Source organism: Chryseobacterium pyrolae (assembly GCF_025153485.1).
In the GTDB taxonomy this organism is placed as follows: Bacteria; Bacteroidota; Bacteroidia; order Flavobacteriales; family Weeksellaceae; genus Chryseobacterium; species Chryseobacterium antibioticum.
The window spans coordinates 150,281-167,053 of sequence record NZ_JANZQH010000006.1 but is presented as its reverse complement, the minus strand read 5'-3'; the positions used below and the strand labels follow the sequence as shown (position 1 = coordinate 167,053).

15 protein-coding genes and 1 pseudogene are annotated in these 16,773 nt (G+C 37.0%); 5 read left to right on the top strand and 11 right to left on the bottom strand.

Features of this window, described 5'->3' with window-relative positions:
• Positions 1–8: 8 nt before the first annotated feature.
• From NZD88_RS13825 to NZD88_RS13780, 10 genes are all read right to left on the bottom strand, one after another.
• Complete coding sequence (locus NZD88_RS13825) at positions 9–356, bottom strand: tRNA-binding protein (protein WP_259829931.1); 348 nt, start codon at positions 354–356, stop codon at positions 9–11.
• Positions 353–862, bottom strand: coding sequence for a hypothetical protein (locus NZD88_RS13820; protein WP_259829930.1), 510 nt, complete (start codon positions 860–862; stop codon positions 353–355). Before NZD88_RS13820 ends, NZD88_RS13825 begins: the two co-directional genes overlap by 4 nt.
• A 379-nt stretch (positions 863–1,241) precedes the next feature.
• On the bottom strand, positions 1,242–2,030 hold the full coding sequence (locus NZD88_RS13815; protein ID WP_259829928.1) for a GLPGLI family protein: 789 nt from the start codon (positions 2,028–2,030) through the stop codon (positions 1,242–1,244).
• A 418-nt stretch (positions 2,031–2,448) separates the two neighbouring features.
• Complete coding sequence (locus tag NZD88_RS13810; RefSeq protein ID WP_259829925.1) at positions 2,449–2,781, bottom strand: DUF2845 domain-containing protein; 333 nt, start codon at positions 2,779–2,781, stop codon at positions 2,449–2,451.
• Between the two features lie 163 nt (positions 2,782–2,944).
• Positions 2,945–3,955 carry a trypsin-like serine peptidase gene (locus NZD88_RS13805; protein ID WP_259829923.1) on the bottom strand — a complete coding sequence of 337 codons (1,011 nt, stop codon included), beginning with the start codon at positions 3,953–3,955 and terminating at the stop codon, positions 2,945–2,947.
• A 70-nt stretch (positions 3,956–4,025) separates the two neighbouring features.
• The gene (locus tag NZD88_RS13800; RefSeq protein ID WP_259829922.1) at positions 4,026–4,871 is read right to left on the bottom strand and encodes a caspase family protein; all 846 of its coding nucleotides are present in this window, start codon (positions 4,869–4,871) and stop codon (positions 4,026–4,028) included.
• A 544-nt stretch (positions 4,872–5,415) separates the two neighbouring features.
• On the bottom strand, positions 5,416–6,060 hold the full coding sequence (locus NZD88_RS13795; RefSeq protein ID WP_259829920.1) for a response regulator transcription factor: 645 nt from the start codon (positions 6,058–6,060) through the stop codon (positions 5,416–5,418).
• Positions 6,057–6,827: a sensor histidine kinase gene (locus tag NZD88_RS13790; RefSeq protein WP_169234372.1), complete on the bottom strand. Its 771-nt coding sequence runs from the start codon at positions 6,825–6,827 to the stop codon at positions 6,057–6,059. The genes NZD88_RS13795 and NZD88_RS13790 overlap by 4 nt, the downstream gene beginning before the upstream one ends.
• Before the next feature lie 14 nt (positions 6,828–6,841).
• Positions 6,842–7,486, bottom strand: a complete 645-nt coding sequence (locus NZD88_RS13785; protein ID WP_259829919.1) for a hypothetical protein — start codon at positions 7,484–7,486, stop codon at positions 6,842–6,844.
• Positions 7,487–7,498: 12 nt separating this feature from the next.
• The gene (locus NZD88_RS13780) at positions 7,499–8,062 is read right to left on the bottom strand and encodes a hypothetical protein (RefSeq protein WP_259829918.1); all 564 of its coding nucleotides are present in this window, start codon (positions 8,060–8,062) and stop codon (positions 7,499–7,501) included.
• Between the two features lie 374 nt (positions 8,063–8,436).
• On the opposite strand from NZD88_RS13780, the gene NZD88_RS13775 reads away from it, so the two are divergent.
• The 4 genes from NZD88_RS13775 (at position 8,437) to NZD88_RS13760 (ending at position 13,529) form a co-directional block, all read left to right on the top strand.
• Entirely contained in the window at positions 8,437–8,592 is a 156-nt protein-coding gene (locus NZD88_RS13775) for a hypothetical protein (protein WP_259829917.1), read from the top strand.
• Positions 8,593–8,790: 198 nt separating this feature from the next.
• Positions 8,791–11,745: a SusC/RagA family TonB-linked outer membrane protein gene (locus tag NZD88_RS13770; protein WP_259829915.1), complete on the top strand. Its 2,955-nt coding sequence runs from the start codon at positions 8,791–8,793 to the stop codon at positions 11,743–11,745.
• An 8-nt stretch (positions 11,746–11,753) separates the two neighbouring features.
• Positions 11,754–13,214 (top strand): RagB/SusD family nutrient uptake outer membrane protein, encoded by a 1,461-nt coding sequence (locus NZD88_RS13765; RefSeq protein WP_259829913.1) that lies wholly within the window; start codon positions 11,754–11,756, stop codon positions 13,212–13,214.
• A gap of 177 nt (positions 13,215–13,391) precedes the next feature.
• The gene (locus NZD88_RS13760; RefSeq protein WP_259829912.1) at positions 13,392–13,529 is read left to right on the top strand and encodes a hypothetical protein; all 138 of its coding nucleotides are present in this window, start codon (positions 13,392–13,394) and stop codon (positions 13,527–13,529) included.
• Between the two features lie 192 nt (positions 13,530–13,721).
• On the opposite strand, the pseudogene NZD88_RS13755 reads toward NZD88_RS13760, so the two are convergent.
• Positions 13,722–13,880, bottom strand: a pseudogene (locus NZD88_RS13755) (DUF417 family protein); the annotation flags it as partial.
• A 612-nt stretch (positions 13,881–14,492) separates the two neighbouring features.
• Here NZD88_RS13755 and NZD88_RS13750 point away from each other — a divergent pair.
• Complete coding sequence (locus NZD88_RS13750) at positions 14,493–16,079, top strand: hypothetical protein (protein ID WP_259829911.1); 1,587 nt, start codon at positions 14,493–14,495, stop codon at positions 16,077–16,079.
• Positions 16,080–16,773: the final 694 nt, after the last annotated feature.

Here is a 16,773-nt window from a genome sequence, read left to right as displayed (position 1 = left end):
TTTGTGTTTTATCCTACCTGCATTCCGTTTTTCACGGGAAGGGATGGTGTTAAAAGAGTAACCTCTTTTTTGTCTTCACCATAAACGCCCAAAACCAGACATTCGCTGAAGAAATTAGCGATCTGCTTTCTTGGGAAATTGACTACCGCCATGACCTGCTTTCCTACTAATTCTTCTTTCTGATAAAGGGAAGTGATCTGAGCAGCCGAATTTTTAATTCCAAGTTCTCCGAAATCAATTTGAAGTTGGTAAGAAGGATTTCTAGCTTTCTCAAAATCATTGACGGAAATTATGGTTCCGCATCGGATGTCTATTTTTTCAAAGTCTGTCCAGGATATTTCCGGCTTTACGGTCATGATAATGAATTAATTAAATGTTCTACTTCTGTTTTTTCTATAGCATATTTCTGCTGCAGTTCTGATCCTTCACCCATTCTTCTGTAATATTCAAGTGCCTGACCTCCAAAGAATTTCTTATAGTGATCCGAGAGTTCAGGAATCTGTGGAAATACTTTATGAAAAAGCATTTCAGAATACGCCTGGAATTCTCTTTCGTTTTTATCTTCGATCACCTGTCCGGGTGCTTTCTGGCGGACGTGAAGCATTTCGTGAGCAACCATATTTAGAACGAGAGTCAGATCAAAATCAAATAAATTCTTCGGGATCATTACCGTCTGTGGACCTCCCAATACGCCTTCTGCCGTCAAAAGCATAGAAGTCGGAGATAGCTCTTCCCGGAATCCAAAACCTGCAAAGTTGTCATGTTCCAGGTCAAAGGAATGGATTAAAAATTTAGCGGCATCCAGAATTTGGTCGTGTTCTTTGTAAGCCTCAAGGTGCAAGTTGATCTGCTCGAAATTCATTCAGAATATGTTTTAAACAAATGTATTAAAATATTTGTAGTGCGGCTTTCCTAAAAATAGAATTTTAGATAGGGGCTGTTCTTTCCATCAATTACAAAAGAAGCAGATAATTTATAAAAAACGATAAAATAACAAAGAGAAGAAAGTCTAGTTTAATATCGTTTTTTGAGATTTAATTTTATCTATAAACGGAAAAAGTATTGGCGAAGTGCGGGTTTCGAAGAATAAAATGTGCAAGAAAGACGAAACGTAGCCGATATTTTCTCCATGGAATTAATCTACTAAAATGTGGAATGGAAAAATAGCGGCGGCAGAGAAGGATCGAATTTTCAATTCCGACTTAACCCCGCATTTTGCAATATAATGTTAGCAGATGTTTTTATTTGTAGTTTATTTTGTGATTTAATTCAATTGGATTATTTTCTTGTAAAATATTATTTTGCATTTCTTTAACCTTTATAGAAATATCCACTGTATTACCTTTCGGATCGGTAAATGTAGCTGTCTTCCAACCTTTTGACTTTATATCATATGGATCATTAAAATATGATTTTGCAAGTGTTTCATATTTTTTCCAATCAATTTTTACTGTTTTTGTTCGTGCGTCAAAAATATTCCCGCCTTTCTTGACTTCTATCAAATTAAATGAATATTCATTGTTTAAATCTTGAATAGAAATAATCAATCCAGGTAAACCATTGAAAATATATGGACCGTCTGCAAAAGGTAATTCTGTAGTAAACCAAGCAATCCAGTTTCTTCCTCCATAATTTGTTTCTGCTTTTTGAGATTTATATTTTCCAATTATTTTTTGTTCCGAAGTAATATTCCAATTTAATATTTCCTCAACTGGAAGAAGATAATCTGTTCCCAAATAAGTTATTACTTTTTCAATTCTTTTTTGAGTTAAATTCTTTTTGACATAGAATCGGTTTTCAATACCCATTTTAAACCTTCCGTTTCCATTATTCAACTTTATTGAATCTAATTTTTTGTCTAGTGAATCTCTAAAAATTGAAATATTATTTTTTAAATCCAAAATCATATTCTCGGAATAAACATCATCTTGTTTTTCTGGATTCACTTTGCATTTTGTTTCGTAAATAAAACTAAATTTTTGCGAGAAGCAAAAGGTAGAAATTCCAAGAAAAAATATTATAAATTTCATTTGTGACGACTGTTTGTTTAAAATTTCTAATAACTTTTGGCTTTACGCATTGCGTCAATCTAATCTATAATAATTTCGCAAAACCATTTATGAACTAATATAAAAATTTATTTTGATGATTGATTATTAGTTGATTGCAAATACTTTTTATCTTAAATTTTCTTTGGATTGATGAATGTTATTATGCAATAATAACGTCCTTTAATTTTTATACCAAAACCCTCATCAATTTGATGAGGGTTTTAGTTTTGTGATTTTTCTCTAAAAAAAATGGAATAAACCTGATCTTAAACTAATAAAAATTTGCCAGGTTTGGCACTTTTTTCATATTAAAATATAGTCAAGACAAGAAATTGATGAAGATGTATCAACACTTCTTACCTATTTAAATATTTAAAAAATTAAAAACTATTATGGGTTAAGGGTTAGTTATAATTGTGGGTGAATTAGCATCAGACTCACGTCCTTGTTCAAGAGAAACTAATTTTCCACCCTTAAAAATTAAAATATTTGTTATTGATCTATTTCCCATATTGAAATTTTCTCTGTAAAATAGAGATTCTTCAATCTCTCCGGTTTTTTTATCTTCTGTAAATGCAGATTTATAAGGTTTTCCATATTTTAATACAACCTGTTCTTTAGTCATTCCAATCTTTATTGATTCAGAAGTAAATTTACTGCTTGTTGAACAAGAAGTTAAAAATATTAAAATCACAATTATGGATATTGTTTGAGTCAAAAATAAACGCATAATTTTTTTATTTAAAGTTACAAAAAAACATTAATTATATAACTCATATTTAAGAGAAATAAACAAAACACTCGTGAAGAAAATTGAAAATAACGGGATAAATTACTACGATTAAAAGAGCCCAACTCTAAGTCAGGCTCTTCCTATAAAGGAAAAAAATTGGTTATGGATGCTCGTTTCGGGCTTTAATTACAAGATTGACGAGATCTGAGCCGCCACTTGCAAAGTTTTCACTTGGATTATGGGCACTTTGGGTAGCCACAGCATAAGGAGCGCCATCCCAATAACCCCAGAATGGGCCACCGCTTTGTCCAGGCCAGATATCTGCTTTGTGGGTCATACTTTCATTATCATCGGCACTCCAGAAATCTCCGTCTAAAGCAATACCTGTCTGATACGTTGGTCTTTGAGTTCCGGTTAAATCCCCGGGATATCCTGCATGAGTCCAGTAAGCACCACCATCCCATGAATCGGAATATGATTTTGCACCCAGCCAGCCTGTGCTGTCTCCGATAGGTCTGTCCAGAACAATCACGACGTAATCATATTGAATTTCTGTAGAATCAATCGTGGGTCCGGCTACTTTGTATTTGTAATAAGTGAGTGTTCCCCATGCACTTCCGTAAGGAGCGCTTCCATTATAATACATCGGTGTAAATTTTAACCAGCCCGTGCTGTTGTTAGGCTGCCAGTCTACGATATGGGCACAGGTAAGAAGATGTCTCGGACCGATCATCACTCCGCTTCCTGAGCCTAATGCGCTTTCTACTCTCCCCACGCATCGCCACGGATACGCAGTAGAATTATATACTTTTCTCTGATCGGGACCGAATATAGTTTTTACCCCTTCTGTGGTTAGGAAAGATTCTCTTTCAATGAATTTTGGCTTACGGTCTTTTTTAGCTTCCAGTTTAGGCTGGTATTCAAAATCTGAATGGGTAGGATAGAAATGATCGGTTTCAAGAACTTTTCCTTCTGCTGCTTTTTCATTGGCAGGCATTCCGATTGATTTCATTCCTTTTGGGAAAGACCGTCCGTCGATGGTTTCCATGGCTGGTCCCTGGTTGGTTAGTTTTTCGGTGTTGGTCAGTTTTTCAGCTGATTTTGCTTTAACGGTTTTAAGTCTTGATACTTCTTCCGCCGTCATGGGTTTGTTCGTTTCAGTTTTAGACATGATTATTTAGTTTTTTTAATCAGTTTTTTCCTACTCTTTGGATGGCTTTTCGGATTCCGCCAATGAATTTTTAAGAGAATATTTTTTGAGAAAATTCTGCTGTGATGCTTTCTGTCTGATTGATTTGAGCTGCTCCCATTGCCGCCAATGCCATGGCAGTTTGTTTGTCGAGTGTTTTTCTGACAATATTACCGTTGGTGGCGCGCAGTATTTTACAGAAATGATAGGTGAAATAGCCTCTTATCTGGCCACTCATATTTCCTTCCATAGACACCTGATTGTCCTTACATGCAGCCCATAACGTATGATTCATTCCGGCAATCGGAACCAGGGCTTTCGTCATGGTCATTGCTTTTTTAGAATTTTTGGAGGCCTGCATTTCGCTTGCGTAGGTCATATAAAATTCATCTTCCAGCATTGGTGGAATGAAACGGGGGGCTTCATAAGAGAGCTCTAAGTCCAGTCCCAGATCCATTTTTCTGGTTCCGGTTCCCGAATGACAGCAGTCGAAAATAACCTCCAGATTAACGCCTGCTTTCAGTTTGCTCAGTACCGCTTTGAAATCATCATCACGGATCACTCCGGCACTTGCATAATCATGCGGGCAAATAGCTTCGTCCAGACCATCTATTTCCAGATCTGCTCCAATATTAGCGACTCTTGTTCCGTGCCCGGAATAATAGAAGACCAGTGAATCTCCTTTTACACTGCTGTTGACCAGTGATTTAAGGTAATTTAATATGTTGGCTCTCGTTGCATTCTGATTGGTGAGAATTTTGATTTTTGCAGGATCAAAACCGCAAATTACCAAAGTGTTGGCCATATCCCGTGCATCATTGATGCAGCCGTTTAAATCCGGTCCACCTGATCCGATAGGTGCATAGTCGTTGATTCCTACTACTAGTGCTTTTTTCATTTCGATTAGTTTTTTAAATTTTCCCTACTCTGTTTCGGCTTTTCGGGTTCGGCCTTCATGGATTAGTTTTACAGGACAAAATTCCATTATTAAATAGAACTAAAACAGAGGTAAATGACTAATTATGTGGTAGGTAAAACACCTTTTTTGAGGTTTGAATGAGTTTTTAACCACGGATTTACACAGATGATTGATGCTGCTAAGTATTGGGGATTAAAAATTCATTTTAACGCAAAGGTTCAGTAATGGAGCGCATAATTTTGAGGAAAGCAAAGAATTCGATTGCGTCGCTGATGAAGCTGGTGGATAAACGTGAGCTTAGTCCAATCAATGAAATTGATTCCTTCTTTGCTCTCCTTATTACACGGCATCAGAATAGATCTTTGCGTTGAAAGAAAACTTGCTGTTTTTAGAACTGAGCCCTGTTACGGATTTTACTATGAAGGGGAAAACGAAAAAATCCGATAGATTGTAAAAATCTACCGGATGAATGGTTGGATAATGAAATGATTTGTTCTACAGTGATTTAAGTGAAAAAATCACATTAGCAGAGATCATGTTTTAAGGCAAAAAGAACGAGGCCGACCCTGTTTTTGATTTCCAGTTTGGTGAAAACAGAATCTCTGTAGCCGTCGATAGTTTTGGGACTCAGGAACATTTTATCGGCTATTTCTTTATAGGTAAGCTCGCTGCAGGCCCATTTGATGAATTCTTTTTCCCTGTCCTTCAATTCGGAAAGGAGGGAAGCGGTCTTGATATCTTCTGTTTTGACTTTCAGTAATTTCTGGGCAACAAAATCAGTATAAAAACTTCCTTTGTCGAATACCGTATCGATAGCCTGAAACAGGATCGAAGGCTGCATGTCTTTCAGCAGATAGCCTTTTGCCCCTGCCTTCAGCATCTTGATCAGTACTTTTTCATCATCTTCCATGGTAAGGGCGATGACTTTAATGTTGGGATGATGCTCGGTGAGCCATTCTGTGGTTTCTATACCGTTCTTGTAGGGCATATTGATATCCATCAGTACTACAGCAGGTAATTCTGAGGCTTTTTCCAGCGCTGCAATAAAATCTTCTCCATTAGGATGATTCATGATCACGCTGTATTGAGGGTTTTCCATGATCATATTTTCCAATGCTTTAGACATTAAAGTATGATCATCTACAATGGCTATGGGAATCGTTTTCATGTGATGTGTTTATAATAGGTTATTGAAGTCTGTGTTCCTTTATCAAGTTCCGACTGTATGGAAAATTCTGCGTGAATCAGTTTTGCTCTCAGTTCCATATTTTTCAATCCGGAACCGTCCTGTATTTTGGTGGTATTGAAGCCTTTTCCATTATCAGAAATATTAATATGTAAAGTTTCCTGATCATCATCCAGCCGGATCGTGACATTTTTGGCTCTGGAATGTTTTAAGATATTATTGATGCTTTCCTGAATGATCCGGAAGAGGATCAAACCGTGTTTGGGCGAAATGTCAATATCCTGTTTTTGGGTGATGAAGTCGATCTTTAATAATTTAAGTTTCTGTATTCTTTTTACCTCTCTTTCTATAGATTCCGTTAACCCGAAATGAATGATCTGCTCGGTAATCAATGTTTTAGATAAGTTCCGGATATCCTGTATGCATTCACCCAACAGTTCGCTCAGCTCGTTGAGTTCTTCTTTTTCTGTGTTTTTCAGCTTGGAAATAAGCTGATTTTGCCTTAGACGCACAACCGAAAGTTTTTGTCCCACATCATCATGCAGTTCCTGACCTATATAATTCAAAGTCTGCTCCTTGATTTCTACCTGTGAAGTAGCCAGCTCTTTTTCAAACCGCATGTCTTTTTCTTTTTGAGCGATCAGAAGTGTAGTTTTCTTTTTGATAAAGACCACATAGATGAAGATCATCGTCAAAACGACAATAAGTAAGGTAATCGTGAAAGTAATGACCAAATTATTTTCTTCCATACTTCAATGGGTAATTATCTGGGTTTGTCCTGTTTATTCAATAGTAAGCCCAACAGGAGTATTCCGTTACTGATGATATTCAACATAAATAGGATGAAAAAATAAATATGTTCTGAAACCGTGGTCCTGAAATAAAAGATCGGAATACTTCCTATAAAAAGGATCAGCAGGGCGACCGATACCCAAAAAGGGAAATAGTTATTAAGATCCAGTATTTTATCCGAGTTAAATGTTTGATATAAAAATAAAATGATGGAAAACATCAGCAAAAGAATATCGGTATACAATATGTTAAATGAAAAATGATGCAGGAGATCATCTTTTATACAAAACATCACCACAATATTGATGACAAAGAGGATTAACAAGATGAACTGTATTTTTTTAAGAACAGGCAGATACAATAATCGGTAGTAATACAGCAAATACAGAAAAAAGGCAATCACTAAAAACCCAATCACATAAAACATTTCGGTAGATTGATTGGTAGCCTTGAAATAAAAATAGCAGAAAATATCGATTATTGAAAGCAACCCATATCCTACGATAAAAAATAAATTTTCTCTCCCGATTTTTCTGGATTTAATGATCATCAGGACCATCACTACAACGGGGATGGTCATGGATATCTGTTTCCCGATTTCTATGTTCCAGTTCATGGTTTTTATTTTTTACGGCATATCTGCTGTAGATACTTTAGGTGGAGGTGCCAGATTGGTCATATTCAGGACTTCCATCTCCGTTACATTGGTATTTTCTTCTGTTGACTTCATTGTTCTGGACATAGCCGTTGTGCTGTCCTTTTTCCGGTTTTGAGCAGTGGGTACCAGAAATATAGTCTGATAACCTGCATATTCCGGTTTTGCCATTTTACTTTTTGGATGATTCATGGGATATTTTCCCATATAAATTCTGATTCCCGGATTTTTCAGTTTCTGTTTTTTAGCCGTTTCTTTTACATATTGAAGATATCCTTCCAAATCTTCTACAGAAAACCAATACCAGCGTGAATCGGGTTCTCCGTTTCTGGCTCTGGTGAGAATAATGTTGTTTGTTTTGGAGTATTCATCATAAAGTACCCGGCCTTCACGGTAGCTGATGAGCTTCTTTTTATAACTGTTACTTACAGGTTCTTTGGGTGGTTCGGAGCAGCGGGTGCAGCTCAGCGTGCAAAAGCTTACAATAAGAACGGCAAAGAGCGGTCTTAGATTTTTGAATAAAAAAAGAGTTTTCATGTTGATGGTTTTTAATTTTATGAAACAAAATTAGGTAACTGCTTAACTCTACAAAAGAGGGAAAACACTGTTTTTGTCTCTTACTAAATTTACAACATTTTCATTTGAATTTCAGAGAGATAAATCATTTTTGTACAATGCCTATCCAGTGAGGTTTTTAGACGAGAATCTTCAAAATTGGAAATAGCCCAAACATTCTTATTGCTCCTGTTTTGCTTCGTTAAAAGACTCAATTAATTCACATTCTGTTTAAATATTTTTAATAGTCTACAAAATTAGTAGGCTTGTATGATTTATCTCATGCTGCCATGTGATTTGATTCGTAAATAATTAAATACTTTTGACACAGTTAAAAAAAGTTAAAATGTATTCTCATGAATAAGCATTCATTCAATTCTTACTTATGCACCGGGATGGCTTCTGTATCTACTCAATATCAATGTTGCGCAGGTGCTTGCCTTTCACAACACAATCTTATCATTCCTGATATGTGTTTTGAATTGATGATGTGCAGAATGATGCAGGCATAAACTTCCGAAAACACGGACATTACTGTAGAAATTAAATCATAATAATTTCAAAATCTTTTTAAGGCAGGCTTACTTTCTGCCGGGTTCAAAATTTTCTCTCTGGCAATCTCTCTGAAAAGGGGGAAAGGAAATCCTTGTCTCATAACCGGAAGGAATAAAAGTAATGGATCAATCAATTTTAAAAACAAAATTAGTATAATGAGGAAAAGACAATGTAAAATGGGTGCATTGGCCATGATTTTATTTGCAGAATTTGGCTTTGCACAAAACAGGGATAGCCTTTCCAAAGAGCAGGCCATACAGGAAGTTGTAGTGGTTGCTTTTGGGAAGCAGAAAAAAGAGGAAATAACAGGATCGGTACAATCCCTGAAAACGAAAGATCTGGCTAATCTTCAAAACGGAAATATACTTCAGGGCATTGGGGGAAAGGTGGCCGGAGTACAGGTCATATCCTCCGGACAGCCGGGATCTCAGCCTACGATAAGAATGAGAGGAATTGGTTCCATCAATGCATCCAGCGATCCGCTTATTGTACTGGATGGCATTCCTTACAATGGAAACCTGAACAGTATTCCGGGAACGGATATTGAGAGTATTTCTTTTCTTGAAGATGCTTCTTCCAATGCTTTATATGGTTCAAGAGGAGCGAATGGGGTGATCATTGTTAATACCAAAAGAGGAAAATCTAAAGGTCTGCACATAGAAGCTGACATAAAAACAGGAGTGAATTTCCGATCCATTGAAGATTATTCGGTGTATACTTCACCACAGGATTACTATACTGCATTTTATAACCGGGGAAGAGTTGGTGAAGTCGCGAGATTGAAACAGCCGGGAGCTGTTCCTTCCGGAGCGAGCCTTCATGATGTTGGTATTACAGCTTTGAATAAGTTGGGATATAATGCTTATAATGTGCCTTTTAGCACAATGATAGGGAAGGATGGTGTTTTTAATCCCGATGCCAAGCTATTGTATCAGGATAACTGGAAAAATCTGCTTTTTAAGCCAGGATTAAGAAGAGAAGCCAGTGTAGGGATCACAGCCAATAATGATCAGGTAAAATCTTATACTTCATTAAATTATTTAGACGACCAGGGGTACCTCATCGGTTCCGGATTTAAAAGATTTGGAATAAGATCGAACCTGGATTATGCGATTACCCAAAAACTGAAACTGACCAGTAGCCTTTCCTATACCTACAGCAAACAGGATTTTGGTGAATCGGCCGGATTTTCCAATCCTTTTCAGTTTGCGAGAAATATAGCGCCTTTCTATCCAGTTTTTCTAAGGGATAACAACTACCAGATCCTGTATGATAACAGTGGACAGGTGTTATACGATTATGGGGATGGACAAGGGCCAAACGGAGCAACCAGGTCTTATGCGGTTTTTGAAAACCCGGTGGGGAATCTCCAATACGACAAATCGCAGACCACCAATAATATGACCAATGTCAATTTGGGTCTGAATTATGAAATCATTAAAGGGTTGGACTTCACCTACAATTTCGGAGCGTATCTGGAAAACACAAAAAACCTTCAGTTTGGGAATACATTAGGAGGAACTTCATCATCTGTGGGGGGAACAATCAATATGGGGTCTGTATTTAAACATACCTTAAACCATCAGCAATTGCTTACATATCAGAAAAAACTGGATAAACATAACTTTAATATCCTTATCGGACATGAATTAAACAAAATAAAAAGCGATGGATTCTCAGGATCCAAACAGCAGCTTTTATTGCCGAACTCATTGTCTTTTGATAATGCTGTAAGGATAACCGATCTGTCTGGAAATGGCTATGAATATGCCGTAGAAGGATATTTTACAAGATTGCTTTATAATTATGACGGGAAATATTTCTTTAATGCAAATATTAGAAGAGATGGTTCCTCTGTCTTTTCTCCGGAGAGCAGATGGGGTAATTTTTACGGTTTGGGCGTAGCCTGGAATGTCGCTAAAGAAGACTTCCTTAAAGACCATGAGGTCATCAATTCTCTTAGGTTGAAAGCTTCTTACGGACAGCAGGGAAATGATAATATTTTGCTGGATGGTTCTATCAGAGACTATTACGCCTATCAGGATAACTATGGAATCAACAATTTTGGAGATGACAAACCCGTTCTATCTCTTAAAAAACAAGGAAATAAAGATTTAAAATGGGAAACTTCTAAAAATCTGAATGCCGGTTTCGAAATCTCTCTTTTTAAAAACAGAATCAACCTGAATGCGGATTATTTTGAGAGAAAAGTATCGGATATGATCTATGCGCTTCCTTTGCCTCCTTCCAATGCGGGATCTTATGTGAAATACGGTAATATCGGGGACATGATCAACAAAGGGGTTCAGGCGAATCTGAATGTGGAAATTCTTAGGTCAGGACAATTCCAGTGGAATGTGTACGGAAACGCCACCCATTATAAAAACAAAATTACCAAACTGCCTGCCGAGCAAAGAAATACAGGCCTTGTAAGCGGTCTGTTTATTCTGAACGAAGGAGATGACAGATATACCTACTATCTGAAAAAATTTGCAGGAGTAAATCCTGAAAATGGAGATGCACAATGGTATAGAACAGCTGTTAACCCAAACACCCAACAGGAAGAAACCACAATTACAGCCAATTATAAAGAGGCTACCGATTACAATACGGGAAAATCAGCGATTCCGAAAGTATATGGTGGATTCGGAACAGATTTCACGTACAAAGGCTTTAATCTGGCGGTTAATTTTGCCTACCAGTTTGGAGGATACGGCTATGATGATATCTACAGAAGTTTATTCCATTCAGACACGTATGCGTCCAATTATTCAACGGATTTAAGCCAGACATGGACACCGGAAAATCCAAATGCAGCCTTACCAAGGGTAGATTTGACCTCAACCAATCAGAACGGACATTCTACACTTTATCTGATTAAATCAGATTACATCAGCCTTCAGGATGTGACCTTGTCTTATCAGTTACCGGAGGGTTTCGCACAGCAGGCAGGTTTATCAGGTCTGAAAGTGTATGTGACGGGGAACAATCTTTACTTATGGTCCAAAAGAAAAGGATATGATCCGAGAGCTTCATTAACCGGAGTTTCAGACCCATACAGATACTCACTGCTGTCCAGTGTTTCTTTAGGATTTAAATTTAACTTTTAAGAAAACAGATGAAAACAATAAAATACTTTATAGCGGCTCTCTCCATCAGCTTGATATCGGGTAGCTGTGCCAATGATTTAAATACACTTCCGGAAGGAGATATATCTGGTGAACAATTGAATAATGACCAGTCAAAACCCGAAAAAATATTGGGTGGAATCTATCTTGATTTCCGGAGTAACGGTGCCGGAGGTTCCACAGCGCATTCTGATTTTGGGATTATGGCCATCAAAGGAGGGTCAGATCTGATGTCTAATGATGTGATACAGGCCACCAATCAGCATTTGGGGATGTTTTATAATTATGAAGCGACTAATGCCAGTAATTCTGCCGCAGAATTTGTGTGGACTACTTTTTATGCAAGAATATTTGTCATCAATAAACTGCTTGATGATTTAAAAAACGATACGAAATCCAATAATACAGCCATCAAAGGGCAATTACTTGCTCTGAGAGCCTACTCCTATTTTTATCTGGTCCGTTTCTACGCAAAAAGCTACAAGGGCAATCAATCAGCACCGGGTCTTCCGCTTGTTCTTACCAGCAGTAACCAAAGCCAGGGTCTTGCGAGGTCGTCGGTATCGGAGGTTTTTCAGCAGATTACAAGAGACATTGAAGAATCTATTATCCTTCTGGACAGTTTTGCACGCCCATCAAGAGCCCAGATCGATCAAAGAACAGCGAAAGCTATTGCTGCTGAGGTCTATCTGGAAACAGGAGATTATATCAAAGCAGAGAAGTATGCGCATGAAAGCAAGCAGGGAATAGCACTGATGACTGAAAATGATTATACCACAATCGGATTCTCAAATATCAATAATCCTGAGGTTTTATGGGGTTTTCATAACACTGTATCTACCATGAGTATCGGAAACTACTATGCTTCTTTCTTCTCCATGTTCGATAATACGAATGAAGGCTATGCAGGTGCCGCAAGGATCTACAAGCTGATCGATAAACGTCTTTATGAGGCAATCCCAGATACAGATTATCGTAAAAAGGTATTCAATGGAAGTCAGGGCGCGGCGTATACTTTTAACGGAAAGAAGAAAAATTACCCTGCGTATGTGAACTGGAAATTTAAAGATCCCACTCTTTTTGAAGGAGATTATATCTATATCAGAGCATCCTCGCTTTATTATATAGAAGCTGAAGCGCTGGCCAGACAGGGTAGAGAGGCAGAAGCGAAACTGGTTTTATATGAAATCACTTCCAAAAGAAACAATGCCTACACGCTGTCCTCAAACTCAGGAAATGAGCTGATCAACGAAATTATTCTTCAAAAAAGAATTGAACTTTGGGGGGAAGGCTACGCCTGGTTTGATATGAAAAGATTGGGAACTCCTCTCGAAAGAATCTATCCGGGAACCAACCATACTTTCGGAAGATTGAACCTTTCACCTGATAAATTCATATTCCAGATTCCGAACAAAGAGATTAATAATAATCCGCAGATTGTACAAAATTGATACAGCGCCTTTTAGATTCGTCTTCGAATGGATAAATGAAATGATGTAACCCGGAGTTTAAGCTCCGGGTTTTTTGTGAATTATTCCTTTCTAAAAAATAATTTTGGTCATTATACAGCTAACCCCATCTACATTCCGTAGGTCTATGAATGCAGATCAAATACCAATCAGAAAAGAGTGGAAAAACATATGGGAATGTACAATACCAATACTTATGCAACTGCAGCACTGTCTACTTTTACAGTACAGCATGAAGTAGGAACATCAGATAGCGTGAGTGGAAGTTTTAAACAAACTATATATGGTTGTCCGTAATCAGACGATATTTTGATTTTTTCTCAATAGAGCCCCGGGAATTTAGCTTTTACTCAAGAAGTTTAAGTATGAATATCATTCGGTTAGGGTAATCGGGGGTCTTGTACTATTATTAAAATAAAGCCATAAATAAGCTGCAAAATGCAGCTTATTTATGGCTTTTGATCCTTTAATTATTTAAAAACTAAATATTTAGTTTTTAATGGCGACAGCTATATCAGATACTGTTAGGGCTTTCTTTAAACTGTCGGAAAATAGAATCAACCCAGCGGCCATCATGATGATATCCTTTAAAACCAATCGCCCCGCTCCCGACAGATAAGGAAACCCATATGGTGGAGTAGGAAGATCTTAAAAAAATTAAGGAAATAAGAATCCAAAGTAGGATCAACTGCATATAGGTCTTAATAATAGACTCGAGAAATGAGGGTTTTTCACAAAGTTCATGCTGTATATGCCTGAAAATTCCGAGAATATAATCGTAACTCTCATGCGTCAGGAAAAGGACGGGCCAATCTTCATAAGCATAATTAATCTGATCTACCGAAAAAATGCCAGAACCCTTCAATAAAATCACACAATAATTCTAAGTATTAAAGTCTGAAAGAAAACTGGAGGCATGATAGGATTGTATTTGTGCAGACATGGAATAAAGATAAGAAATAAATATTTAAAGGTTGGTTAATTTTGTTTTTAAAACGTTTTATTTCAGTGTCTTACTGTTTTTTTGAATTAATTGAAATAAAAGCAAAATTTATTTTCAATACGTCAAGTTCTGTCGCTTCCGGCTCTGATATTTGCCTCAAGAAAACGCACAAATGAAAACAGACTTTAAAACGAAGGGTGGAAATCTTCTTGCCATAAAACCACCTAAAAAAATAAGGCTAAAATGAGAAGTCATTAGAAAATGACTTGCAATCTATCATTAATATACAATCACAATTAACCAAAAACAACAACAATATGTCTAATATAGGAAAAATTATTAGAGTAAATGCATTACCTCCACAGGGAGAAAGAGAAACAAATGTTATTTACCAAGTAGCTGCACCCGGTGCAGCTACTTATACAGACTATGCCATTGATGAAAATGGCGATATGAAAACTCCGGTAGCAGATCCTGCTGCACAGAACCTTAGTGATGATCTTATCAAAATTTCTGATCCTGGCCTAGTATCTGAAGGATTTATAACGCAAGCCCAGTTCAATCAAAACATGAATGAGGATCTGGATCTTAAACTCAATACTCCATTGATCGACGGAAATGCACAGAATTTCACAAAAGTTATAGGTCTGGATGATCACGGCAATACGGCAAAACTGCCCGCAGGTGATTTAGGGAAAAACGTTGCCAATTCTTCTCTGACTACTATTGCTGGTGCCGGATTGACACTAGGTGCCAACTGGACACTGAATACTTCCGGACTTTATTATTCAATAACCGGATTAACCGATGCTTCGAGTGATACGACTTTTAATATGTTATTAGCTCAAAATGCATCTGGCAGAATAGGAAAATCAAATGGGAAAGGTGCATTTATCAGCCTGCCTAACCAGCTAACAGAAAGCGAGAAAACAGCTTGGAAGACAGGTATGAATGGGGGTTGGACTACAAACACAATGAGTGTGGCCGTTATCTTGCCACCAATCGTTGATAAACAGGATAGAGATTACTTTATCACATTAAAAGGGGCCAACTTAAATCTAAATCCGGCCAGCTTTTCTGTGGAGATTATGAACAGTACAGGTACAACCGTGATAGCTACCGTACCGAATTCACAGGTACAATTGTATACTAATGGGGTTGACCTTGTATTTTACTATAACTTTAAGAATTTACCTCTTGGAAATTACAAAATCAGATTATGGAACGGGGTAGCTTACTACATCACCACTCCTACAATCAACGTAATCGACTTGCTTACACCAATCGGTTTATCAGGGTTAAGTTGGAGCATGCTAAATAATACCACAATATGTCCTACCGTAGACCTTACAACAGCTTCGGGAACATCAATACATAGGGCACGGAATACCAATGAACAATTTGTGGGAACAAATCAGGATGCAGTTTCCTTCAAGAGTAGTGTTCTCATTCCTTCTGCAATCGCAGACGGGGATTTTTATCTTGAACTAACAAATATGACATCAGGAGTTATTTATTATGATGGGTCTTATGGTTATGATTATGGATTGGTAGATGCTGCTCAGCCATTTTCCCATTCTATGCAAATTTTGGCAGGAATAAGAAGGAATTTCTTCTTTGATGAAAGAATACTTCCGGATAATATTTTCGTAAGTGGAAGTAATACCAATACCTCAGTAGGATTAAATAGAACGTCCAAATTATACATTACAAAAAAGGGTAATATCGTCAGCATTAGCAGCATTAATAATGGTCAGCTTACCACGGTTGTATCCACGTGGTTTCAGCCTAACGGTGTAGACTTGGCCTTTTTCGCGAATTTTAATAGTTATAACAATAGTAATAGCAATAACGGAGCGAATATTCAAACGGATATTTACATTAACTCACTAATCCAATTATAAAATTATGAACGATCAATAAAAAATAACGACTCAAATCCAGATTTTAATCAATGACATTGAAAATGTTGAATTAAATCTTGCAGAATTACCCTTATCTGAACATCCAAAGCTTCCGCAATTCGAGAGAAGTATCCGGGTGCTGGATATTGATGTTAAATCTAAACATTAGTTTATCTGTTTCAACTATGAACGGGTGCTAAAAGACAAAGAAACCGGCGAAGTGATCAATATTTCTCTTCCTGCCCCCGGAGTGAGTAATTTATAAAGAAACATGGACCTATCTCTGTAATAATTATGGCGAGCCAATTGAGCTACCTCTTGCTGAATCTAGATTTTGATATTGAAAGTCAAAAAATACGCCAGATATCCAAAGACAAGATAGTTTCTGAAAATAGCCTGCAGAACAAAAAGGCCTTATTTAACTATTTACCAGAGCCAAATTTTACCTTCTAAAAATACAGAAAGTTTGCACAGGTCTACAAAGGGGAGATTATAGCTCAAGGAAAGGGGTATGATAAAGCATATCAAAAGCCTTTAATGAACTTAAAGCAAGTAGAGGTAGTAAACAGGTTTGCCATATTTGGAAATTATATTGTTTTAGAAATAGATACATTATAATTTATTTATATTGAATTCTCAAACCAGCGTGAAACCCACGCTGGTTTTTTATTTTCCAAAAATAAATAGTGAAATT